At 69.7% G+C, this 22,944-nt stretch carries 21 protein-coding genes; 9 read left to right on the top strand and 12 right to left on the bottom strand.

Annotation, left to right across the window (positions count from 1 at the left end):
• Positions 1–15: 15 nt before the first annotated feature.
• The 3 genes from PYV02_RS09975 (at position 16) to PYV02_RS09965 (ending at position 2,596) form a co-directional block, all read left to right on the top strand.
• A complete protein-coding gene (locus PYV02_RS09975) occupies positions 16–969 on the top strand; it encodes a reverse transcriptase family protein (protein WP_338056616.1) in 954 nt (317 codons plus the stop codon).
• 160 nt (positions 970–1,129) lie between these two features.
• Entirely contained in the window at positions 1,130–2,029 is a 900-nt protein-coding gene (locus PYV02_RS09970) for an alpha/beta fold hydrolase (RefSeq protein WP_275758694.1), read from the top strand.
• A gap of 15 nt (positions 2,030–2,044) precedes the next feature.
• Positions 2,045–2,596, top strand: coding sequence for a GNAT family N-acetyltransferase (locus PYV02_RS09965; RefSeq protein WP_275758692.1), 552 nt, complete (start codon positions 2,045–2,047; stop codon positions 2,594–2,596).
• Positions 2,597–2,609: 13 nt separating this feature from the next.
• On the opposite strand, the gene PYV02_RS09960 is transcribed toward PYV02_RS09965, so the two are convergent.
• A complete protein-coding gene (locus tag PYV02_RS09960; protein WP_275758690.1) occupies positions 2,610–2,849 on the bottom strand; it encodes a hypothetical protein in 240 nt (79 codons plus the stop codon).
• Positions 2,850–2,852: 3 nt separating this feature from the next.
• Positions 2,853–4,367 (bottom strand): Asp-tRNA(Asn)/Glu-tRNA(Gln) amidotransferase subunit GatB, encoded by a 1,515-nt coding sequence (gatB, locus tag PYV02_RS09955; RefSeq protein ID WP_275758689.1) that lies wholly within the window; start codon positions 4,365–4,367, stop codon positions 2,853–2,855.
• 159 nt (positions 4,368–4,526) lie between these two features.
• On the opposite strand from gatB, the gene PYV02_RS09950 reads away from it, so the two are divergent.
• Positions 4,527–5,885 (top strand): HNH endonuclease signature motif containing protein, encoded by a 1,359-nt coding sequence (locus PYV02_RS09950; protein WP_275758687.1) that lies wholly within the window; start codon positions 4,527–4,529, stop codon positions 5,883–5,885.
• Between the two features lie 51 nt (positions 5,886–5,936).
• Positions 5,937–7,214: a PucR family transcriptional regulator gene (locus tag PYV02_RS09945; RefSeq protein ID WP_275758685.1), complete on the top strand. Its 1,278-nt coding sequence runs from the start codon at positions 5,937–5,939 to the stop codon at positions 7,212–7,214.
• A 198-nt stretch (positions 7,215–7,412) separates the two neighbouring features.
• Here the strand turns inward: PYV02_RS09945 and PYV02_RS09940 are convergent, their stop codons facing one another.
• The 10 genes from PYV02_RS09940 to PYV02_RS09895 all read right to left on the bottom strand — a co-directional run bounded on the left by PYV02_RS09940 (position 7,413) and on the right by PYV02_RS09895 (position 17,710).
• Positions 7,413–8,372, bottom strand: a complete 960-nt coding sequence (locus tag PYV02_RS09940) for an LLM class flavin-dependent oxidoreductase (RefSeq protein ID WP_275758683.1) — start codon at positions 8,370–8,372, stop codon at positions 7,413–7,415.
• Complete coding sequence (locus PYV02_RS09935) at positions 8,369–9,613, bottom strand: pyridoxal-phosphate dependent enzyme (protein ID WP_275758681.1); 1,245 nt, start codon at positions 9,611–9,613, stop codon at positions 8,369–8,371. The genes PYV02_RS09940 and PYV02_RS09935 overlap by 4 nt, the downstream gene beginning before the upstream one ends.
• Positions 9,610–10,800 carry a M24 family metallopeptidase gene (locus PYV02_RS09930; protein ID WP_275758679.1) on the bottom strand — a complete coding sequence of 397 codons (1,191 nt, stop codon included), beginning with the start codon at positions 10,798–10,800 and terminating at the stop codon, positions 9,610–9,612. The genes PYV02_RS09935 and PYV02_RS09930 overlap by 4 nt, the downstream gene beginning before the upstream one ends.
• Positions 10,797–11,831 (bottom strand): TIGR03619 family F420-dependent LLM class oxidoreductase, encoded by a 1,035-nt coding sequence (locus PYV02_RS09925; RefSeq protein WP_275758677.1) that lies wholly within the window; start codon positions 11,829–11,831, stop codon positions 10,797–10,799. Before PYV02_RS09925 ends, PYV02_RS09930 begins: the two co-directional genes overlap by 4 nt.
• On the bottom strand, positions 11,831–12,688 hold the full coding sequence (locus PYV02_RS09920; RefSeq protein WP_275758674.1) for an ABC transporter ATP-binding protein: 858 nt from the start codon (positions 12,686–12,688) through the stop codon (positions 11,831–11,833). Before PYV02_RS09920 ends, PYV02_RS09925 begins: the two co-directional genes overlap by 1 nt.
• Positions 12,675–13,460 carry an ABC transporter ATP-binding protein gene (locus PYV02_RS09915; RefSeq protein WP_275758672.1) on the bottom strand — a complete coding sequence of 262 codons (786 nt, stop codon included), beginning with the start codon at positions 13,458–13,460 and terminating at the stop codon, positions 12,675–12,677. Before PYV02_RS09915 ends, PYV02_RS09920 begins: the two co-directional genes overlap by 14 nt.
• Entirely contained in the window at positions 13,457–14,290 is an 834-nt protein-coding gene (locus PYV02_RS09910; RefSeq protein WP_275758670.1) for an ABC transporter permease, read from the bottom strand. The genes PYV02_RS09915 and PYV02_RS09910 overlap by 4 nt, the downstream gene beginning before the upstream one ends.
• Positions 14,287–15,309 carry an ABC transporter permease gene (locus PYV02_RS09905; RefSeq protein WP_275758669.1) on the bottom strand — a complete coding sequence of 341 codons (1,023 nt, stop codon included), beginning with the start codon at positions 15,307–15,309 and terminating at the stop codon, positions 14,287–14,289. The genes PYV02_RS09910 and PYV02_RS09905 overlap by 4 nt, the downstream gene beginning before the upstream one ends.
• 73 nt (positions 15,310–15,382) lie before the next feature.
• Positions 15,383–16,993: an ABC transporter substrate-binding protein gene (locus tag PYV02_RS09900; protein WP_275758667.1), complete on the bottom strand. Its 1,611-nt coding sequence runs from the start codon at positions 16,991–16,993 to the stop codon at positions 15,383–15,385.
• A gap of 261 nt (positions 16,994–17,254) precedes the next feature.
• Positions 17,255–17,710, bottom strand: coding sequence for an Lrp/AsnC family transcriptional regulator (locus PYV02_RS09895; RefSeq protein ID WP_275758665.1), 456 nt, complete (start codon positions 17,708–17,710; stop codon positions 17,255–17,257).
• Between the two features lie 127 nt (positions 17,711–17,837).
• Between PYV02_RS09895 and pdhA the strand changes: the two genes are divergently transcribed.
• From pdhA to PYV02_RS09875, 4 genes are read left to right on the top strand one after another with little or no spacing between them, the layout of a single operon-like run.
• The gene (gene pdhA / locus PYV02_RS09890; protein ID WP_275758663.1) at positions 17,838–18,944 is read left to right on the top strand and encodes a pyruvate dehydrogenase (acetyl-transferring) E1 component subunit alpha; all 1,107 of its coding nucleotides are present in this window, start codon (positions 17,838–17,840) and stop codon (positions 18,942–18,944) included.
• A complete protein-coding gene (locus PYV02_RS09885) occupies positions 18,941–19,975 on the top strand; it encodes an alpha-ketoacid dehydrogenase subunit beta (protein WP_275758661.1) in 1,035 nt (344 codons plus the stop codon). The genes pdhA and PYV02_RS09885 overlap by 4 nt, the downstream gene beginning before the upstream one ends.
• Complete coding sequence (locus PYV02_RS09880) at positions 19,972–21,387, top strand: dihydrolipoamide acetyltransferase family protein (protein ID WP_275758659.1); 1,416 nt, start codon at positions 19,972–19,974, stop codon at positions 21,385–21,387. Before PYV02_RS09885 ends, PYV02_RS09880 begins: the two co-directional genes overlap by 4 nt.
• Position 21,388: 1 nt before the next feature.
• A complete protein-coding gene (locus PYV02_RS09875; protein ID WP_275758657.1) occupies positions 21,389–22,939 on the top strand; it encodes a carboxyl transferase domain-containing protein in 1,551 nt (516 codons plus the stop codon).
• The last annotated feature ends 5 nt before the right edge of the window (positions 22,940–22,944 follow it).

The raw sequence follows: 22,944 nt of genomic DNA, 5'->3' as shown, positions 1-22,944 counted from the left end.
CCGGAACTCCGGCGGGTGGGCAGCAGGCATCTCACGGACTCCTCTCTGAGACGATCATCGCCTCAACTCAGGTGTCCGGAAAAGCGGGTCAGGCTCCGGCTCCTTGAGGTGCAACGCTGGTTACTTCACCACTCCGTAGCCCACGCCCGGACACACGATTCGAGCTACGCGTACCAGCCCGGCCGGTCAGTCGTCCAATGCGCAACTCGACATTTGGGCGCTAGCTGGTTCGTGAAGATTGACATCAAGGACTACTTCCACTCCTTCGACGAAACACAGGTGTTCTCCGTATTCGTCGAACTCGGCTACAGCAGGCTTGTGGCTTTCGAACTGTCAAGGCTATGCACGAGGCGAGCTCCCGGCGACGCATCATGGCTTCCCCCGAAGTTCCGGCGACAGTCGAGCAGACGATACGAATCGATGGGCTATCGGCCGACGACCCTCGGATACCTCCCGCAGGGTGCTCCGACTAGCGGGTTCCTTGCGAATGTGTTGACACGGATGCTCGATCTGCGGCTGAGCAACATTGCTGGCGATTTCGGACTCGTCTACACGCGATATGCCGACGACATCGTGCTCTCGGGTTCGTCCCCGTTCTCCAGGCCCCATGCCGAACGGATCATGCGCATGGCCATAACGGCGGTTCGACGAGCAGGCTTTGCCCACAACATTGCGAAGAGTCGAATCGTGGGCCCCGGCTCCAGGCTTGCGATGCTCGGGCTGCTCATCGACGGAGAGCGCGTGCGCCTAACGCGCCAGACAAGAAGCAGAATCGAAACGCATGTGAGAGGCGTCGAGCGGTTCGGACTTCAAACGCATGCGAGTCATAGGGGCTTCGATGACGATTTCGGCTTCCTGAACCACATTTACGGCTTGCTCGACTACGCGAACGATGTCGATCGCGACTTTGCCACCAGGTATCGCGAGCGCCTTCAGGAGGCTCTGCGAAACCGAACTCGAGCACATTGACTGGTCGAAAGGAGTCATTCAAGCGTTCACCACGGCTGCGACACACACGTTTCTAGGCGGGCAGGATGTTCGCGACCGCGGTGCTGAACGCAGCGTTGTCCCCGCCCTCGAACGAGGTAGGCATTGACCAGATGTCCCCGGCCCCCACTACCCTCCCAACGTGAGCCCCTCCAACACCGTCACCGGCCAGCGGATCGAGATCGCCTTCGAGCGCGTCGGCGACCCGACCGGGTGGCCGGTCGTGCTCGCGCATGGGTTTCCGTATGACCCGCACTGCTACGACGAGGTCGCGTCCCTGCTCGCCGCGCGCGGTGCCGATGTGGTTGTGCCGTGGCTGCGCGGGTATGGGCCGAGCCGGTATCGGGATGCGCGCGGCATCCGTTCGGGTCAGCAGGCGGCGTTGGCCGGGGATCTGCGCGAGCTGATCGTGGGGCTCGGGCTGGATCATCCGATCGTTGCGGGCTTCGACTGGGGCGGTCGGGCGGCGTGCGTCACGGCGATGCTCTGGCCCGAGTTGGTCTCTGGGCTGGTCACCGTGGCCGGGTACAACGTGCACGACATCGCCGCGATGGCCACGACCCCGACCCCGCCCGCGGACGAGAGCCGCAACTGGTACCAGTGGTACCTGCACAGCGAGCGCGGCCGGGCCGGGCTGGCGCGGTACCGGCGGGAGTTCGCGCGGCAGCTCTGGCAGGAGTGGTCACCCGGGTGGGCCTTCACCGACGCCGCTTTCGAGGCGACCGCCGCCTCGTTCGACAACCCCGACTTCGTCGACACCGCCGTGCACTCCTACCGCCACCGCTACGGCCTCGCGGCGGGCGACCCCGACTACGAGAGCTTCGAGCGGGCGATCGCGGCACAGCCCGAGATCACGGTGCCCACGGCCGTCATCGACGCGGCGGATGACCCGCTCGAAGCACCCCGGCCGCGCGACGTTCACGGCCAGAAGTTCCCGGCGCTCGTCGGCTATCGGGTGCTGGCCACGGGGCACAACGTGCCGCAGGAGGATCCGGTGGGGTTTGCGGATGCGGTGTGGGCGGTGCGGGAGCGCGTCAGGTAGAAATACCGTTGCCTGATGGACGTGACAATCCGTTGGGCCGAACCTGACGACGCGCGAGGCGTGGCGATCGTCCATGTCGATGCCTGGCGCGCGGCGTATCCGGGGCTGATCGATCAGAGTCTGCTGGACGGGTTCCAGGTCGATGAGCGCGCCGACGGTTGGTCACGATGGATCGCGCGCTCGCTCTCCGGCGAGCCGACCGATGGGGACAGCTCCCATCGACTCCTCGTCGCGGAACTCGAGGGCCGCGTCGCGGGGTGGGCCAGCTTCGGCGCAGGTCGCGACGCGGGGATGACCGAGCTGGGCGAACTGGCCGGGCTGTACGTGCATCCCGACCACTGGTCACATGGCATCGGCCACGCGCTGCTCGAGCGGGTCGAGCAGGAGTTGCGCAGTGCAGGTCGGGACGAGTCGTACCTCTGGGTGCTCCACGGCAATGAGCGGGCGATCCGGTTCTACGAGCGGCACGGCTGGAAGGCGGAGGGAACCGAGAAGCTCGGGGACGCCGGAGGTGCTCGGCAACTGCGCGAGTTGCGGCATGTGCGTCGGCTTGCGTCTCAGGAGTGAGCGCTGTGCCCGCTCAGCGCTGCGGCCGACGACCGAGCCTGAACCCGATCCACCCCGCGAGGAGGGCGACACCGAGAACCAGCAGCCCGACCGCCAGCGGGTAGTCGGGGAACGACGGGTAGTAGGCCTGAGTCGCTAAGGGAGCGTAGGCGAACCATCCCACGGTTGGCCGCGACCAGAGCAGCAGCACGAATCCGGCCACGAGTGCGATCGCGCCCGCGACGGGCACCACGAGCGTTCTGAGCCGCGCCATCGCCTACTGCTGCGCCCGCTCCAGCACCAGCTCGCGCACGCGCGCGGCATCCGCCTGACCGCTCATGGCCTTCATCACGGCGCCGATCACCGCGCCCGCGGCCTGCACCTTGCCGTCGCGGATCTTCTCGAGCACATCGGGCTGGGCGGCCAGGGCGGCGTCGATCGCGGCGATGAGGGCGCCGTCATCCGAGACCACCTTCAGGCCACGGCTGGCGACCACCTCGGTCGGGGTGCCCTCGCCGGCGATCACGCCTTCGAGCACCTGGCGGGCCAGGCGGTCGGTGAGTTCGCCCGACTCGACGAGCGTGACCAGCGCGGCGACGTCGGCCGGGGAGGCGAGGGATGCCGCATCCACCCCACGCTCGTTGGCGATGCGTGAGAGCTCCCCCGTCCACCACTTGCGGGCCTGGGCGGGCGCGGCACCGGCGGCCACCGTCTCCTCCACCTCGGAGAGCAACCCGCCGTTCACCACATCTTGGAACTCGAGGTCGCTGAACCCCCACGCCGCCTTGAGACGATTGCGGCGAAGGGCCGGAGCCTCGGGCAGCTGCGCGCGCAGCTCTTCGATCAGCTCCGCGGACGGCTCGACGGGAAGGAGGTCAGGCTCGGGAAAGTATCGGTAATCGTCGGCGTCGCTCTTCGGGCGGCCGGCGGAGGTGACGCCGGTGTCCTCGTGCCAGTGGCGGGTCTCCTGGATGATCGTGCCGCCGGCCTCGAGAATCGCCGCCTGGCGCTGGATCTCGTAACGCACCGCCCGCTCCACGCTGCGCAGGGAGTTCACGTTCTTCGTCTCCGTGCGCGTGCCGAGCTTGCCGCTGCCGCGGGGGCTGAGCGAGACGTTCGCGTCGCAGCGCAGGTTGCCGCGCTCCATCTTCGCCTCGCTGATGCCGAGGGCCACGACGATGTCACGGATTGCGGAGACGTACGCCTTGGCGAGCTCCGGGGCATCCTTCTCGGCGCCCGGGATCATCTTGGTGACGATCTCCACGAGCGGCACGCCAGCGCGGTTGTAGTCCACGAGCGAGTACTCGGCGCCCTGGATGCGGCCGGTCGAACCGCCGACGTGCGTGAGCTTGCCTGCATCCTCCTCCATGTGCGCGCGCTCGATCTCGATGGTGAAGGTGCGTCCGTCGGCGAGTTCGACATCCACGCTGCCATCGAACGCGATGGGCTCGTCGTACTGGCTGATCTGGTAGTTCTTCGCAAGGTCGGGGTAGAAGTAGTTCTTGCGCGCGAACCGGCTGCTGGGCGCGATCTGGCAGCCGAGCGCGAGTCCCAGGCTGATCGAGTACTTCACGGCCTGCTCGTTGACCACCGGCAGGCTGCCCGGCAGACCCAGGTCGACGGGGGTGATGTAGGTGTTCGGCTCGGCGTGCACGTTGCCGAGCGCGGCGGGGTTGGGGGCATCCGAGAACATCTTCGTCTGCGTGTTGAGCTCGACGTGCACCTCGAAACCGAGCGTCGGCTCGAACAGCTCGAGCGCCTTGTCGAAGTCCATCAGATCTGCCTTGGCCACCCGTCGATTCTAGGCGGGGCGGTGCGGGGGTGTTCGCGCGGGCGCGGGGCGGTGCGGCCCGCGACCCGACCACTCCTCCACAGGCACCGGCGAAACGACTTATCCGGCACTATCGCTCGGACTATAGAACATATGTTCGAATCCTGGGAGAATCGATGCATGCCCACCCCGACCGCCGCGTTCGCCTCGCTCGCCGACATCGCGGTCGCGTTCGCGCTCCCCTCCGCGGCCGGGTTCGACGACACCGAGCTCATCGAGGCCCAGCGCACCCTCGCCGAGATCAAGCGTCGGGTGGATGCCACTGCCGCCGTCTTCGCCGCCGAGATCCACCGCCGCTCGCGCCCCGAGCTCGGCTACGACGGACTCGCCCAGCGCCTCGGCGCCCGCACCTCCACCGCGCTCGTGCAGCAGCTGGCGGGCTCCTCGAAGCGGGAGGCGAGCGCGCTCGTGCGCGTCGGCAGCCACCTCGCCGCCCTCGACGAGACGAGCACCGAGCCGGCCGGGCCGGTGTGGCTGCGGGCGGTCTCCGGTGCGCTGGCAGCGGGCATCCTCTCGCTCGAGACGTTCGAGGCGATCCGCGCGGGGCTCGGCGCCCCCGACGACCACGTCACCGCCGACGACCTCACCGCCGCCGCGGCCACCTTGTTGCGCCGCGCGCCCGGCATCACCGTCGAACGCCTGGCGGCCGACGCCCGCGACCTGCGTGCCGAGCTCGACCTCAGCCGCGTCGCCGACCTCGAGCACGCGCTCCGGCAACGCCGATACCTGCATCTCACCCGCCAGGCCGACGGGATGACACGGCTCACCGCCCTGCTCGACCCCGAGTCCGCCGCGACCGTCACGGTGGCGATCGACGCCGCCACCTCGCCTCGGCGCGGAGGCCCGCGCTTCGTCGATCCGGATGCCCGGGCCGCCGCCGATCGCATGCTCGACGACCCCCGCACCACCGAGCAGATCGCGCTCGACACCCTCGTCGAGCTCGTGCGCATCGGCACCGCGACGGACCCCGACGTGCTGCTGGCCTCCGGGCGCACCGTGAGCCTGCACGTCACCGCCACCGACCTCGACCGCCGTGTCGGCATCGCCCGGCTCGAGGGCCAGAGCGTTCCGATCAGCATCGAGACCGCCGAGCGGCACGCCTGCGACGCCGGCCTCATCCCTATCCTGTTCGACACCGACGGACAGGTCGTGGACATCGGGCGCGATCAACGGCTCTTCACCCGCCGCCAACGCCAAGGCCTCGCCGCACGGGATGGTGGATGCCGCTTCCCCGGCTGCGAGCGACCACCCTCCTGGACCGAGGCCCACCACCTCACCGAGTGGCGCAACGGCGGCCGCACCGACCTTCGGGATGGGGTGCTGCTCTGTCGACATCATCACCTGCTGATTCACAACAACGGCTGGCGCGTGACGCGCGAGGGCGCCGACTACTTCGTCGTGCCACCATCACGCGAAGACCCGCACCGACGCCCCATCCCCGCGCCCGCCAAGAGCCGCATCCAGCGCGCCGCTGGGTGAGCGCCGCCACCGGGTGAGCGGCGCGCCCGCGCACAGGTTGAGCCAATACGGTTGAAGGATGACGAACTCCGGGGCACCTCAGCGCGCATGATGATGGAGACGAACGAAGACCTCAAGCGTGTCGCGCGCGCCATGCTCAAGGACTTCGACTCGATCATGTCGGCCATCACGGATCAGGTCTGGCGGACCATACCCGCATACTCGACGCTGATCCTCGAACAGAGCGATCTTCGCGATCGCATTCGCGAGAACGTCCTCAACGTCATCATGTGCCTCCTCGAGGGCCGCGAGCCGTCCGCCGCCGAGCTCGCACGCTCCGCGCGCAACGGCGAGCGCCGCGCGCTCCAAGGCGTCTCGCATGCCGCGCTGATCCAGTCGTTCCGCACCGCTGAGCGCACCCTCAACGAGGAATTCCAACTCTGGTGCGTGCGAATGCAGGTGCGGCCCGCGAAAGCCCGCCTCGGGCGCACGCTGCTGATCGAGAACCTCGACCGTCTGGAGCGCTCGATGCTCGACTCCTACGCGGCGATGCAACAGCAGATCGACGCGAGCAACCATCTCACCGAGCCCACCCTCTTCAACCGCCTCGCCGTCGGCGCCACCATCGCCCCGGGAGAAGTGGAGCAACTGGGTCGGGCGCTCGGCATCGACGACACCGAGCAGACCCGATTCGTCGCGGTCGCGCTCACGGTGTCCGCGGTCGACGCCACGGTGCTCGAGCGCGTTCGCCACCATGTGGTCTTCCAGCTCAGCTCGGCGCTGCACGGCACCGTGCTCTCGGGCACCGTGCAGAACGGGTCCCACCCGATCGGCCTGCTCGCCCTGCCCTGGGATTCCGACTCCGAATCCCTCCTGCCGCACGTCGACGCGGCGATCTCCGAGGGCCTGCTCCGCGATCCCGTGCGAGCAGCCGCCGGCGAGCCCCGCACCGGGCTCGGACAGCTGAGCCTGTCCTGCCGTCAGGCGATCGCTGCGCTCGACGCCACCGCCGACAGCGCCGAGCCACGCAAGACGATCCGATACGCGGATGCCCTCCTCGAGGTACTCGTGCGCCGCGACCCACCCCTCATGCGGCAACTTCGCGACCGTTACCTCGGCCCGCTCGTGGGCACCGAACTGGAGGAGACGCTCAGGTGCCACCTCGCCACGAACCTGGCCCTCTCGAAGACCGCTGCGCTCATGCACGTGCACAAGAACACGATCGTCTACCGGTTGCGCCGCATCGAGGAGCTCACCGGACTCGACCTCCACGACGTGCGGGATCTCAGCCGCGCCGTGCTCGCCCTGGAGGCCGCACCGGAACCGCCGCGGGAGCCGGGCGAGCGATAGCGGCCGAGGAAGTCCTCGGCTGCGGTCGCCGGAGCACGCCGGGCCGCCGGAGCACACCGCCCCGCCGGAGCACACCGGGCCACCGGAGCACACCGCCCCACCGGAGCACACCGGGCCACCGGCGCACACCGGGCCGCCGGAGCACACCGCGCCACCGGCTCACCCCGGCTCGTCCGTCGCGGCAGAGGCCGCGAGCGACTACAGCAGGCCCGCCCTCGCGGCAGCGTCGACGACGCCGGCCACGAGGGACTCCGGTTCGGCGGATCCGTCGTCGATGACCACGAGGGAGTCGACCCCCGCGGCACGATGGGCGAGGAATCCTTCGGCCGCGTCATCCGGAGTTCCGGACACGGTGACCGCCCCGACGATGTCGTCATCGGCGAGATCAAGCGCGGGCGCTCCCGCGAGGAGTCGCTCGCGGAAGAGAGCCGCGACATCCTGATCGATTCCGGCGCGCGCGGTGATCGCCGAAGCGCCGTGCATACCGAGGAACCTCGCCGTGTGTGCCCGGAGACGTTCCCGAGCGGTCGCCCGATCGGAGGCGACCGCGAACGACGCGTAGGCGGTGACGGAGCGCGGCGCGTAGGTCGCGCGAACCCACGCGACATACGCCGGCGACGACAACACCGAGAGCATCACGCCGTCGGCGTGCTCCTGCGCGAGGGCGAGCGCCTTCGGTCCCTTGACTCCCCAGACGATTGGGATCTCCCGCGGCGGGGCGGCATCGAGGGCGGCGTCGATCTGCGCCCCGAGCAGCTGCGTCTGGAGTCGATCACCGCGCAGCAGCACCCGCAACGCCTCGGTGTAGTCGGCGAGCACCCCGATCGGGCGCTCGAACGGGATGCCGAGCCTGCCCTGCATCCAGGCCGCGTTGCTCGCGCCGATCCCGAGGATGCTGCGCCCCTCCGCAACCTCGTCGAGCGCGTGCGCCTCCATCGCCGCAAGGGCGACGTGCCGCGTCCACGGGTTGATCACGCCGATGCCGATCCCCACCCGCTCGGTCACGCCGGCGATCGCGCCCGCCACGGCGAATGCACCGCGCTCCAGATAGTCCTCGCTGATCCAGACCTCGGCGAGGCCGGCATCCTCGGCAAGCCGGGCAAGCATCACGGCATCCGCGGCGGAACGACGCCCCGACGGTGCGATCCCGAGCCTCATCGAACCGGGCCCCGACCGGACACGGTCGCCAACGCAGCGTCCAGAGCCGCGAGGGTCGGCTCGATCACGGGCACCGCGGGCAGTCGCGCGGCGGTCGTGGGCACGTCTTTGAGTCCCGTCGAGGTGCCGAGCAGCACCACCGTGTCCGTCTCCGAGATGACGCCCCGCGCGCGCAGTTCCGGCAGCACCGCGACGGTCGTCGACGACGAGGCCTCGAGGAACACTCCCTCGCTCGACGCCAGAGCGTGTTGCGCGGCCATGGTCTGCTCGTCCGTCGCGGATGCCGCGGCACCCCCGGTCGAGGCGAGCGCGTTCCAGCCCTGCCAGGTCGCACTCGGGGTCGCGATGGAGAACGACACCGACGACCCCGCCGCCACGACCGCCGTCGGGTCGAAGCCTTCGCGCAGTGCTCGCTCATACGGCCCGAACGGCTCGGATGCCACCAGCCGCGGCACGCGACTGGTCAGCCCCAGCGTCACCAGGTCGGCGAACCCGCGCTGCAGGCCCGCGATGGCATCCCCGTACGCCACCGGGGCGACCACAACATCCGGAACCTCGCCCAACTGGGCGTGCAACTCGTAGGCGATGGTCTTGTAGCCCTCGCAACCGAAGGGGTTCGACCCGGACGGCGGCCCCACGAACCCCGACATCGGCACCCAGTTGCGCTGCTCGACCAACTGCCGCATGAGCACCCAGCGGTCGGTCGGCGTCTCGACGGCGACCGTCTCGGCACCGTAGCTCTGCATGAGCGTCTTCATCGCCTGCGGCACGGAGGCCAGCGTGAGCACGACACAGCGGATGCCCGCCCGCGCGGCGTACGCGGCGACGGCCGCGCCGTGATTGCCCGTGCTCGAAACGACCACGGTGTCGCGCCCCTGCTGCACCGCCTTCGTGACCGCGACGGCGGCGAGCCGATCCTTGTACGACCAGGTTGGATTGCGCGATTCGTCTTTCACGAAGAGCGACGGGATGCCCAGGCTCTCTCCCACGCGACTCACCGGCAGCAGCGGGGTGTTCCCTTCCTGCAGGGTCACCACCGGTCCATCGTCGATCGGCAGCAGCGCCCGATAGCGGAAGAGTCCGGGATCGTCGGTCGTCTCCAGGCCGCGCATAGCCCCCAGGTCGTACTGCGGCACCGCGTAGACGTGACCGCCGTCGATCGCGGTCGGCAGGTAGGCGTGCTCTTCGGCCACCCGCTCCCCGGTGATCGGGTGCACCAGGTAGCCGAGGTACGGGCTCACGCGTCCACCACCGTCAGCTCCCGGGCTCGATCGCTCAGCAGACGCACGCCGGTCTCGGTGATGACGACGGCATCCTCGACCATCATGCCGCCCCAGCCGAGCTCGTAGTAGGGGGTCTCGAAGCAGAACGTCATGCCGGGCTCGAGCGGTGTCGGACTGCCCGGCCGGATGATCGGTGCCTCGTACACCTCGAGGCCGATGCCGTGACCGCAGTGCTGCCGACGGTACGGCACGGGACCGGTGGATTCCACCACCTCGACCGCCCGCGCGAACACGTCCTCGGCGAGCACGCCCGGCGCTGCGAGCGCGAACTGGGCCTCCTCCCCCGCGAGCATCGCGTCGTAGTACGTGCGCTGCTTGGCCGTGGGTTCGCCGATCACCGCGGTGCGGCCGAGATCGGCCCAGTAGCCCTCGTACATGCCGCCGACGTCGAATCGCAGAAGATCCCCGGGCACCAGCTCCCGGTTGGTGGCGTAGGCGTCGGCGAGGGCCGACCTGGGTCCACTCGTGACCACGACGAAGCGAGGCTCGAGATCGTTGGCGACCAGGGCCGAGGCCACGACGCGCGCGATCTCGGCCTCCGTCACGCCCACCGCAGCCGCCGACATCCCGTCGATCATGGCGGATTCGACGATGCGCGCGGCGCGCTCCACCAGCTCGACCTCGCCCGGCAGTTTCACGGCGCGCAGGCGGGCGAACCAGTCGCTGGCCGGCACGAACGTCACGCTCGGCAGCAGGTCGGCCAGCGCGGCGCGAAGCGGGGCCGGGCATGCGGCGTCGTCGAGCCCGATGCTCGACGACTGCAGGCCGAAGCGCCGAACGGCGGCGGCGATGGCGGCGGCGTAGTCCGCGTGCTGATCGACCAGCCGGGTCGCCGTCGCGGCGGAGTCCGGCGACTCGAAGAAGAAGCGGCCGTAGGCGAGGTAGTCCTCCTCCGCAAGCCCGCTGTCGAAGCCCGGAGCGCTGTCGGAGACAGGGCCGACCACCAATCGCGCATCCCCCCGCACCAGGGCCGCGAGCGGCGAAATGCCGTGCACGGTCGCCGAGACACTGCGATACCCGGTGGCGTAGTCGAAGTTCGCCGCGCTGAGCGCGAGCACCGTGTCGAACGGAGCCGTCTGAAGCGCTCCACGCAGCCGGTCGAGGCGGGCGTCGACGAGTTCGCGACTGATCAGCCGGGCGCTCACTGGGCCACCGCGCCGGTCGTCTCGCGCCGGTAGGGCGCGATGACGTTCTCGGCGAACCAGGCCATCTGGTCCAGCGCCTCCTCCACGGTGTTGCACGCGAAGAGCAATCCGGACATCGTCGTCACGCCGGCCGCCGCGTACGCGCGCACCTGCTCGAGCATCTGCTCGCCGCTGCCGACGAGGTTGCGGCTCGTCCAATCGTCCTGGTTCTGATCCTTCAGGGTGCTCTTCGAGAGGGACCTCATGTGCTGGTAGAGCTGGGATGCCTCGAAGCGCTGCAACGCATCGCTCGTCGACGACCCGACCGCCACCGAGAACTGCGGCGCAACGTCGAAGCCGGCGGGCAGCGTTCGCCCATGCTCGCCGGCGATGCGACGGATGTCCGCGAGACCCTGCGTGATCTCGGCCGGGGTCAGCAGTGCCGGGATCCAGCCGTGACCGTACTTGGCCGCTCGTTCGCGCGAACCCGGGGCGTTGCCGCCCGAGAGGATCGGCAGCGGCGTCTGCTTGGGCTTGGGATAGCTCTCGACGTCGGTGAAGCGCACATAGCGCCCCGCAAAGCTCGCGCGACGCTCGGTGAAGAGTAGCCCGAGCGCTTGCAGGTACTCGTCGGCCTGTTGGCCGCGATGGATGTCCATGCCCGGCCACATCGCCTCGGCCTCCTCCCGATACGCGCCGATGCCGACGCCGAGGATGAACCGCCCGCCGCTGAGCTGGTCGAGCGTCGACGCCTGCTTCGCCAGCACCACGGGGTTGCGGAAGGCGAAGACGGTCACCGCGGTCGCCAGCGAGAGTGTGGTGGTCTCCGCGGCGACGTACGCCAGATAGAGATACGGGTCGTAGAACCGCGGCGGGCTGTCGAACTCGGCGCGCACGTACCGCTGCGTGGTGACGTGATCGTTGCCCCACACGCCGTCGAATCCGAGCCGCTCCGCCTCGATCGCCAGTCGCACGGCTTGGTCGGGGTCCGCGAACGGGATGGGATACATGAGGCCCTCCGTCCCCGTGGGAACGCCGAGTCCGAAACGCATTAGATCTCCTCGAGTGTCTCGGCTGCGGTGGCGACGGCCCCCGAGCCTTTGGTGGTGCGACGGGCGGACGCCGCTGCATCGGTGCCGCGGCGTCGTTCGGCGGGGTCCATGCTCGGCACGGCAGCGAGCAACGCCTTGGTGTACGGATGCTGCGGGTGCACGAGCACCGAACGGCTTCCGCGTTCGACGACCTCCCCGCGCTGCATCACGATCACGTCGTGAGCGATCGCGCGCGCAACATCCAGGTCGTGGGTGATGAAGATGTACGCGACGCCGGTCTCGACCTGCAGTCGTCGCAACAGGCCGACGATCTTGCCGCGCACCGACTGGTCGAGCCCGGACGTGGGCTCGTCCAGCACGATCAGGTCGGGGCCGGCGGCCAGCGCCCGGGCGATCGCCACGCGCTGCTGCTGTCCACCGGAGAGTTCTGCAGGACGGCGGCGCCGCAACTCGGTCGGCAGGTGGACGAGGCTCAGCAGTTCGTCGACGCGCGCCGAGGCCTCGGAGCGCGTCATCCCGGCGAGCAGGGTGAGCGGTTCCATGAGCGTCGACTCCACGCGATACTTCGGATCGAGCGACTGGTATGGACTCTGGAACACCATCTGGATGCGCCGCCGCAGTGCGGACCGGTAGGTGCGGTTGCCGATCGTCTCCCCCTCGAACAGCACCTCACCGTCGCTCGGCCGCTGCAGGCCGGCGACGATGGAGCCGAGCGTCGACTTGCCCGAACCGGACTCCCCGACGACGGCCAGGGTGCGGCCCGCGGTGACCTGCGCCGAGACGCCGGCCAGGGCATCCACGACGTGCCCGCCGCTGCGGTACTGCTTGCGGAGGTCGGTGATCTCAAGCAGCGCCATCGAGATCCTCCAACTGCCGACCGGCGTCGATGAGGTACCGGGTGTACTCGTGCTGCGGCGCGGCGAACACCGCCGCCGTCGATCCGGACTCGACGAGTTCACCGCCGAACAGCACGTTCACCCGGTCGCACGTCTGCGCAACGACGCCCAGGTCATGGGTGACGAGCAGCACGCCGCAGCCGGTGTCGACGGTGAGTTCCACGATCAGATCGAGAATCTGGGCCTGCACCGTGACATCGAGCGCGGTCGTCGGTTCGTCGGCGATGAGCAGGCTCGGGCGGCAGGCGAGCGCCATGGCCACCATCACCCGTTGGCACATGCCGCCGGAGAGCTGATGCGGGTACTTCCGGGCCGTCGCGGCGGCCGCGGCGATGTGCACTCGCTCGAGCAGGTCGACGGCTTCGGCGCGCGCTGCGGCCCGGCCCACGCCCTGGTGCAACGCCACCATCCTGGCGACCTGGTCACCGATCCGCATGAGCGGGTTCAGCGAGTCCCGCGGGTTCTGGAAGATCATCGCGAACCGGAAGGTGACGCTGCGCTGCCGCTCGGCCGTGACATCCACACCGTCGACGAGGAACCGACCACCGGTCTGCTCGAGCCCGAACGGCAGGATGCCCATCGTCGCCAGCGAGGTCATCGACTTTCCGGACCCCGACTCGCCGACCAGGCCGACGATCTCACCGGGTTCGATCTGCAGGCTGACGCCGCTCAGGATGGGCGCACTCGTCGCCCGCACCGCCACACTCAGGTCTTCGATGCTCAGCCGGCTCATGCGCGATCCCCCGCCAGGTCGTCTCCGATGAAGTGCAGGGCCATCACGGTGATCGCGATCATCAGACCCGGGAAGAACGCGGTCCACCATTGCCCGGTGAGCATGTTGGTCGCGCCCTCGGCCACCATGACGCCCCACTCCGCAGTCGGAGGGTGGATGCCGATGCCGAGGTATGCGAGGCCGGCGACGTTGAGGATCGAGTAGCCGCACACGAGCGTGAGTTGCACGGCCGCCGGCCGGATGGAGTTGGGCAGCACGTGGCGGAACGCGACTCGCAGCCAGCCCGCACCGGAGACACGGGATGCGGCCACGTAGTCCAGTTCCCGCTCGCTGAGCGCCTTGGCGCGCACCAATCGCACGAACGGCGCGATCTGCGCGACGGCGAGGGCGGCCGCGAGGTTGGGCAGGGAGTCGCCGACGGAGACGAGCAGGATCATCGCGAGGATGAAGCCGGGGAACGCCATCAGGATGTCGACCAGCCGCATGACCACGTCATCCACCACCCCGCCGAGGTAGCCCGAGATCACACCCACGGCCGACCCGATGACCATGGCCAGCACGGCGACGCTGACGCCGAGCGCCAGGTCCAGGCGAATCGCGTGCACGCACCGGGCGAAGATGTCGCGACCGAAACTGTCGGTGCCGAACCAATGCTCGGCGGAGGGCGGCAGGAACGCCTTGCCGACGATCTCGGCGGCTCCCGGAACGAAGAGCGGGCCGATGACGCCCAGCACCAGCAGTGCGGCGATGGTCGCCGCGCCGACGATGAGAAACGGACGTCGGCGACGCGCGCGCGTCATCGGGATGAGCGCAGGTACGGTTTCGGTCACGATGCCCTCCCGCCGAGCCGGATTCGTGGGTCGATGACGCCGTAGAGCAGGTCGACGACGAAGTTCAGGGTGATGTACATGACGCCGATGATGAGCGCGTAGCCCTGCAACAGTTCGAGGTCGTTGCTGCCGAGGGCGTCGAAGGCGATGCGCCCCACACCCGGCCAGCTGAACAGCCGCTCGACGATCACGTTGCCGCCGAGCAGAAAGCCGAAGACGAGGCCGATCGCGGTGAGCACCTGCAACATGGCGTTGCGCAACTGGTCACGCCAGAGCACTTCGCGGCCGGGAACGCCGTACGCGATCGCGGTGCGCACGAACCCGCTCTCGTGCGTGGCGATCATCGCGGAGCGCACCATCTTCAGCACCGCCGCCGACGCGCCGAGTCCCAGGGTGAGCGCCGGGAGTGCGAGATATCGAAGGGCTTCCCCGGAGACGGCGAACTGCCCCGTCAGCAGGCCGTCGAGCACGTAGCTTCCGGTGATGTGCGGCGGCGGCGGCATGCCGATCGGCAACCGGCCGACCGGACCTGGAAAGAGATGGGCGAGCGAGTAGAGGCCGAAGATGAGCAGCAGCCCGAGCCACACCGGCGCCATGCTGGAGCCGAGCACGGCGAAGATCCTGGCCACGACATCCGGGATCCTGCCTCGGTGCGCCGCGGCGAGCATGCCGAGCGGAAACCCGATCAACAACGCCACGAGGAGTCCGGCGACAGCCAACTCGATGCTCGCGGGCAGCCGCGCGAAGAGTTCGTCGGCAACCGGCCGGCCCGTCGAGACGGCGGTCCCCAGGTCGCCCTGGAGCAGACCGAACAGGTAACGGCCGAGTTGCACGATGATGGGCTGGTCGAGGCCGTACTCGGCGCGCAGAGCGTCGATGTCCCCCTGGCTGGCTTCAGGCCCGAGCCGGGCGGCCGCGGCATCGCCGGGCAGGATGCGCACGACGAGGAATACGACCAGGGCGAGACCGAGCACGGTGATCGCCGAGATCGCCAATCGACGCAGCAGGTAACGGAGCACGGGTGACTTTCGGCCGGGGGTCGGTGGGGTGAGAGCGGCGGACCGGGGCGGGCGACCGCCCCGGTCCGACCGTTCAGTCCTTCGTGAGGTACTGCAGGCGGAGCTGCTCGGTGTTGTCCTTCGTGAGCCCGGAGACCCCGTCGCGCACGACGAAGGTCCAGTTCGGGTTCCACACCGGGATGAAGGGCATCTCATCGAAGATGATCGCTTGCGCCTCCGCGGAGATGCGCTCCCGCTCGGCCTCGTCGAGCGTCTCGAAGCCGGTCTGGATGAGGGCATCGAGTTCGGGGTTGCCGTAGCTGGTGAAGTTCGTGCCTGACCCCGTGCCCACGAGCGACTTCATCTGGTAAAAGGGATCAGCGCCCCAGCCGAGGAAGTTGTTCAGGTACATCGGCAGTTCGCGAGCTCCCGTGCGCTGGGTGAACTCGGCATCCGGCAGCGGATTCACCTCGACCGTGATGCCGATCTCGGCGAGTGCGGACTGGATGAACACGGCGGCGCGTGCCTCGACCCCAGAGGACTGCTTGAACGACAGCGTGGTGGTGAACGGCGCCACGCCGGCCTCGTCCATCAGCTTCTGCGCGGAGTCGATGTCCTGGTCGAACGTGCCCGCATCGTCGGAGTGGGTGACCATGCCCTCGGGGATGACGCCGGACGCCGGTCGGGCGTAGCCGTACATGACCTCCTCCACGAAGGCCTCGTAGGGCAGGGCGGCGGCGACGGCCTGACGCACCAACGGGTTGTCGAACGGCGCGATGCTGGTGTTCAGCCCGAGGTACTCGAGTCGGTTGGACTGTTCGGAAACGACGTTCAGTCCCTCGACGTCCTCGAGCTTGGCCACCTGGTCGAGCGGCAGTCCCTGAGCGAGGTCGATCTCGCCGCTCTGCAGCAGCAACGCGCGCTGGGCGGGGTCGGAGACGAACTGGATGGTCACTCCACCATTGCGCACCTTGTCGGGAGCGTAGTAGTTCGGGTTCGGCTCGAGCGTGATGCTCGTGGTCGGGTCGTATGCGGAGACCGTGTACGGGCCGGACGAGTTGTCGTTCTCACGGAACCACTCGGCCGCCCAGGGGTCCTCGTCGGTGCCGAACTCGTCCGCCGACTCCTTCGACAGGATGCCGAAGGGCTGCATCGCGAGAAGCTTGTCGAGCAGCGGCGAAGCGAACGGCACCGTGATCTCGACGGTCAGGTCGTCGACGGCCACGAACTGGTCGGGGCTGGTGATGCCGACCATGGGATAGAGCACCTTGATGTAGCCGGGGCCGAGCAGGCCCCGCTGGAAGGTCCACACGACGTCTTCCGCGGTCAACGGGGACCCGTCAGCGAACGTGAGGCCGTCGCGCAGCACGATCGTCAGGGTCGTGCCGTCATCCGAGTACTCGTAGCTCTCGGCGAGGGCGTTCTCGAACTCGGTGGTGCCCGTGCGCACGATGCCGTCTTCGTCATAGGTCTGCTCGATGACCTGCTCGACGAGGCTGCCCGTCGTGACCATCGAGGCCGGAGTGCGCCACTGCTGGGGGTCGAGAATGTCGACGGAGCTGTCGAGGCTGATCACGATCGGCTTCGCGTTGCCCGCATCACCCGACGCTTCCGGTGTCGTGGTGGCGCAGGCGCTGAGCATGACGCCGGCTGTGACGAGCGAGGCGACGGCGGCCAGCCGGGCTCGGTGGGTCGATGTGATCACGTGCGGATCCTCCTGGCAGGAAAAGTGGGTGAGCAGAAACAGGTGCGATTTCCAGTCTGTGTGCGCACGCACTCGCGCGGCATCGGGCGTCGCGACAATCCCCGAGGGCCCCGGGTTGGTCCCACGCACCACGACGTGCCCGCGGATCGGCGGCGCGCTCGGCACGTGAGCGGCCGGAACACGCCGAAGTCACACCGCCGAAACCCGCCCGTAACAGTCGACTTCGGGCGCAGAACTGGCCGAGGCAGCGGCGAGCGGGCGTTACCCCAGCAACTGCCGCATCCGGTACGGCAGCAGTTCGCCCATCGACAGGGACGTCTCCGTGCGCTGCACCCCCTCGATCGCCAGGATCGCGCCGTCGATGCGGAACAGGTCGTTCGCATCCCGGCACACCACATGCGCCAGCAGATCCACGGGGCCGCTCAAGCCGTGCGCCTGCACGACCTCCGGGATGCCCGCCAGCGCCTGCACGACCGCCGCGAGCACCTTCTGCTCCACGTGCACCGCGATGAACGCCTCCAATGGAAAGCCCAGCGCCGCCGGGCTGATCGCCCGGTCGAAGTCGAGGAACGCGCCATCGCGCTCCAGTCGCGCCAAGCGCGCCTGCACGGTGTTCCTCGACAGCGACAGCCGATCGGCCAGGGCCACCACGGTGGCCCGGTGATCCTGCGCGAGCTCGGCGAGCAGACGGCGGTCGACGGCATCCAGACGGTCCATACTGCGCAACTCTAGCAACCGACTTGGGCGCGATCTGCGCGAATTGCTCAATCTGTACTCGAACACTTGAGCGATCTGCAGACCCGGCGTAGCGTCGCGAGCACCGGATCAGGATCAAGGGAGATTCATGAGCCAGACCACGGCATCCCCCGTTGAGATGCTCGTCGCCACGAGCGACGTCATCCAGCTGCTCGCCCCCGACGGCACGCGCATCCACGCGCCGGGCTACGAGGAGCACGTGCTCGACCTCGGCCACGAACAACTGCGTTCGCTGCTGCAGGACATGACGATCGTCCGCCGCCTCGACGCCGAGGCGACCGCCCTGCAGCGCCAGGGCCAACTCGGTCTCTGGCCCCCGCTGCTCGGACAGGAGGCCGCCCAGATCGGCTCCGCCCGCGCGCTGCGCGCCGACGACTACGTGTTCTCCAGCTACCGCGAACACGGCGTCGCCTGGGTGCGCGGCGCCAAGCCGGTCGAGCTGGTCGAGGCCTGGCGCGGGTCCGCGTTCTGCGGCTGGAATCCCACCGAGCTCAACATGGCACCCCCGCAGATCGTGATCGCCACCCAGACCCTGCATGCCACCGGCTACGCGATGGGCCTCACCTGGGACGGCTCCGACGCGGTCGCCATCACCTACCTCGGCGATGGCGCCATGAGCAAGGGCGAGGTCGCCGAGGCGATGGTCTTCGCCGCCAGCTTCCAGGCGCCGGTCGTGTTCTTCGTGCAGAACAACCAGTGGGCCATCTCCGAGCCGGTCGCGCTGCAGACGCGGGTGTCGCTCGCCGAACGCGGGCCCGGCTTCGGCATCCCCTCGATGCGCGTCGACGGCAACGACGTGATCGCCGTGATGGCCGCCACGCGCATCGCCCTCGACCGCGCCCGCCGCGGCGACGGGCCCACCCTCATCGAGGCGGTCACCTATCGCATGGGCCCGCACACCACCGCGGATGACCCCACCCGCTACCGGCCGGTCGGCCAGCTCGAGCACTGGGCGGCGCTCGATCCGATCGCCCGGCTCGAAGCGCTGCTCACCGCCGAGGGTGCACTCGACGCCGAGTTCATCGCCGAGACCGCAGCGCGGGCGGATGCCGCGGCCGCCGGGCTCCGCGAGCGCTGCCTCGCCCTGCCGGACCCGCCCGCCGAGAGTCTCTTCGAGCACGTCTACGCGGAGCGGCATCCCCGCATCGACGAGCAGCGCGACCGCTACCAGCAGTACCTGGAGGGCTTCGCGTGAGCGCACACACCGTGGACCGGGGCGCGGACCTGGGCGGGCTCGCACCGCTCACCCTCGCCAAGGCCATCCGCGCCGGGCTGCACCGCAGCCTCGCCGACGACGACCGCGTCGTGCTGCTCGGCGAGGACATCGGCACGCTCGGCGGCGTCTACCGCATCACCGACGGACTGCAGGCCGAGTTCGGGCGCACCCGCGTGGTCGACACGCCCCTCGCCGAGGCCGGCATCCTGGGCACCGCGATCGGGCTCGCCTACCGCGGGTTCCGACCGGTGGTGGAGATCCAGTTCGACGGCTTCATCTACTCCGCGTTCGACCAGATCGTCAGCCAGCTCGCCCGCATCCACAGCCGCACGCGCGGGGCGGTGCGCATGCCGGTGACGATCCGGGTGCCGTGGGCCGGCGGCATCGGCGCGGCGGAGCATCACTCCGACTCCCCCGAGGCGTACTTCGCGAGCACCCCCGGACTGCGCGTGATGGCGGTGTCGAATCCGCAGGACGCCTACGACGGCATCCGTGCGGCGATCGCCAGCGACGACCCCGTGCTGTTCTTCGAGCCGAAACGCCGCTACCACGTCAAGGCGGAGGTCGACCTCGACGCGACGCCGACGATGGGGCACGCCAGGGTGGTGGTTCCGGGCGACCGGGTCACGCTGCTCGCGTACGGCGGTCTGGTGCAGACCGCGGTGGATGCCGCTGCCGCCGCCCGCGAGGAGGGCATCGGCATCGAGGTCATCGACCTGCGCTCGCTCTCGCCGGTGGACTACCCAGTGATCGAGGCATCCGTGCGCAAGACCGGGCGCCTGGTGATCACGCACGAGGCCGCACTGTCTGGCGGTCTCGGTGCGGAGCTGGCGGCGAGCATCACCGAACGCTGCTTCGAGTTTCTTGAGGCCGCGCCCGTGCGGGTCACCGGGCACGACGTGCCGTTCCCGCCGGCGAAGGCGGAACGGCACCACCTGCCCGACCTCGATCGCATGCTCGACGGGGTGGACCGTGCGCTCGGGCTGATCGCATCGGGGGTTCGGGCGTGATCCGCGAGTTCGCACTGCCGGATCTCGGTGAGGGGCTCACCGAGTCCGAGGTGGTGGCGTGGCGTATCGCGGTCGGCGACCGCATCGAGCTGAACCAGGTGATCGCCGACATCGAGACGGCGAAGGCGATCGTCGAGTTGCCGTCGCCGTTCGCGGGCATCGTGGCGGCGCTGCATGCCGGCGCAGGCGACACGGTGGAGGTGGGCGCGCCGTTGCTGAGCGTGGATGACACGGCCGCCGGCTCGGCGGGGCCCAACGCTGCGCCGACCGACGTCGCCTCCGAGCCGAACCTCGTCGGCTACGGCGCCTCCGCGGACGCGGTCGCCCCGCGGCGCCGGGCGCGGGGCGTGGCGAGCGCGGTGGGCGACGCAGCTGGCGGAGTGCTGGGCGGCGCAGCTGGCGGCGCAGCTGGCGGCGTGCCCGGCGACGACGCTGCCGGTGTCGCGGGCGGCGCGAATCCGGCGAGCAGCGCCGCCCGCATCACCGGCGCGAGCGCCGAACGGCCGCGTTCCACACCGCCCGTGCGCACCCTCGCCCGCGAGCTCGGCATCGATATCGAGAGCCTGCGCGGCACCGGCCCGAACGGGCTGATCACGCGCGTCGACGTGGAGTCGGCGGCGCGGTCGGGCGGGGCTGGCGCCGCGGGTGGCGCTGGCTCGACGAGCGGGGTTGCGGATGGCGCGGATGGCTCGGGCGACCCGACGGGCACGGGTGGCGCGACCCGCGGCATCCCGACGGAGACCCGCACCCCCATCAAGGGCGTGCGCAAGGCGACCGCCGCCGCCATGGTCGCGAGTGCGTTCACCGCTCCCCACGTCACCGAGTTCCTCACCGTCGACGTGACTGCCGCGACCGAGTTGCTCGCGCGGCTCGAGCCGCGAACCAACGTGCTCGCCCTCACGGCGAAGGCGGTCTGCATCGCGCTCGCCCGCAATCCGGAGCTCAACAGCCGCTGGGACCAGGCCGCCCAGCAGATCGTGCACCCCGGAACCGTGAACCTCGGCATCGCCGTGGCGACCGGTCGCGGACTCGTCGTGCCCAACGTCAAGGGCGCCGAGCGCCTGACGCTGTTCGCACTCGCCGACGCGATCCGCGAGCTGGCCGTCACCGCGCGAGACGGCGGCACCCAACCGCCGGCGCTGCGTGGCGGCACGTTCACGATCACGAACATCGGCGTGTTCGGTATCGACGCCGGCACCCCGATCCTGGTGCCGGGCGAGGCGGGCATCCTGGCGCTCGGTGCGGTGCGACGGATGCCGTGGGAGCACCGCGGCGAGGTCGCCCTGCGCGACGTGCTCACCCTGAGCCTGTCGTTCGACCACCGCGTCGTCGACGGCGAGCAGGGCTCCCGATTCCTCGCCGACGTCGGGGCGATCCTGCACGACCCGGCGCGCGTGCTGGCGATGGTGTGAGATGAGCGCGGAGAATCCAGGCGGCGGCGAGGCGACCCGGGTGAGCGCGCCCGGCGTCACCCACGCCGAACTGATCGCCGAGTTGCGCGAGCGTCTCGCGACGGCCGCGCTCGGCGGACCGGAGCGCTCCCGCGAACGCCACCTCGCGCGCGGCAAGCTGCTGCCCCGCGACCGCGTCGACGAGCTGCTCGACGAGGGCAGCCCGTTCCTGGAGATCGCGCCGCTCGCCGCGTTCGGCCTCTACGACGACGAGGCGCCCGGCGCCGGGGTGATCGCCGGCATCGGCCAGGTTCACGGCCGGCCGGTGCTCGTGATCTGCAACGACGCGACCGTCAAGGGCGGCACGTACCTGCCGATGACCGTGAAGAAGCACCTGCGCGCGCAGGAGATCGCGCTCGAGAACCGGCTGCCGTGCATCTCCCTCGTCGACTCGGGGGGCGCGTTCCTGCCGATGCAGGACGAGGTGTTCCCCGACCGCGACCACTTCGGTCGCATCTTCTTCAACCAGGCGAGGATGTCGGCGCAGCGCATCCCTCAGATCGCGGCGGTGCTGGGCTCGTGCACCGCGGGCGGGGCCTACGTGCCGGCGATGAGCGACGAGTCCGTGATCGTGCGCGGCCAGGGCACCATCTTTCTCGGCGGCCCCCCGCTCGTGAAGGCCGCGATCGGCGAGGATGTCGCGGCCGAAGACCTCGGCGGCGGCGAGCTGCACGCCCGCACCTCCGGCGTCGTCGACCACCTCGCCGACGACGACCGCCACGCCCTCGGCATCGTGCGCGACATCGTCGCGACGCTGCCGCCGCCCCTGGCCCCGGCCTGGGACATCCAGCCGAGCCGCGAACCCGCCGTCACCGGCAGCCTGACCGAGGTGGTGCCCGTGGACGTGCAGGAAGCCTACGACGTGCACGAGGTGATCGCGCGGCTGACCGACGGCTCCGAGTTCCACGAGTTCAAGGCCGAGTACGGCGCGACGCTCGTCACCGGCTTCGCGCGGGTGCACGGGCATCCCGTCGGCATTCTCGCCAACAACGGCGTGCTCTTCAGCGAGTCGGCGGTGAAGGGCGCGCACTTCATCGAGCTGTGCGATCAGCGCGGCATTCCGCTGGTGTTCCTGCAGAACGTCGCCGGGTTCATGGTGGGCCGGGATGCGGAGGCCGGCGGCATAGCCAAGCACGGCGCGAAGATGGTGACCGCCGTCGCGACGACGCGCGTGCCCAAGCTCACGGTCGTGATCGGCGGGTCGTTCGGCGCCGGCAACTACTCGATGTGCGGGCGGGCGTACAGCCCGCGGTTCCTGTGGATGTGGCCGAACGCGCGCATCTCGGTGATGGGCGGGGCGCAGGCCGCCTCGGTGCTCACGACGGTGGGGCAGGATTCCAGCGCGATCCGCGAGCAGTACGAGCGGCAGGGCAGCCCCTACTATTCGACCGCGCGCCTGTGGGACGACGGCATCATCGAGCCCGACGACACCCGCACCGTGCTCGGCCTTGCCCTCGACGTCTGCGCGGCCGTGCCCCTGCCCGAGCCGGCCTTCGGGCTGTTCCGGATGTGATCGCG

The sequence above is a fragment of the Antiquaquibacter metalliresistens genome (assembly GCF_029211225.1).
Classification (GTDB): Bacteria; Actinomycetota; Actinomycetes; order Actinomycetales; family Microbacteriaceae; genus Rhodoglobus; species Rhodoglobus metalliresistens.
Note: the sequence above shows the minus strand (reverse complement) of the source record. Positions and strands in the feature narration are given on the sequence as shown.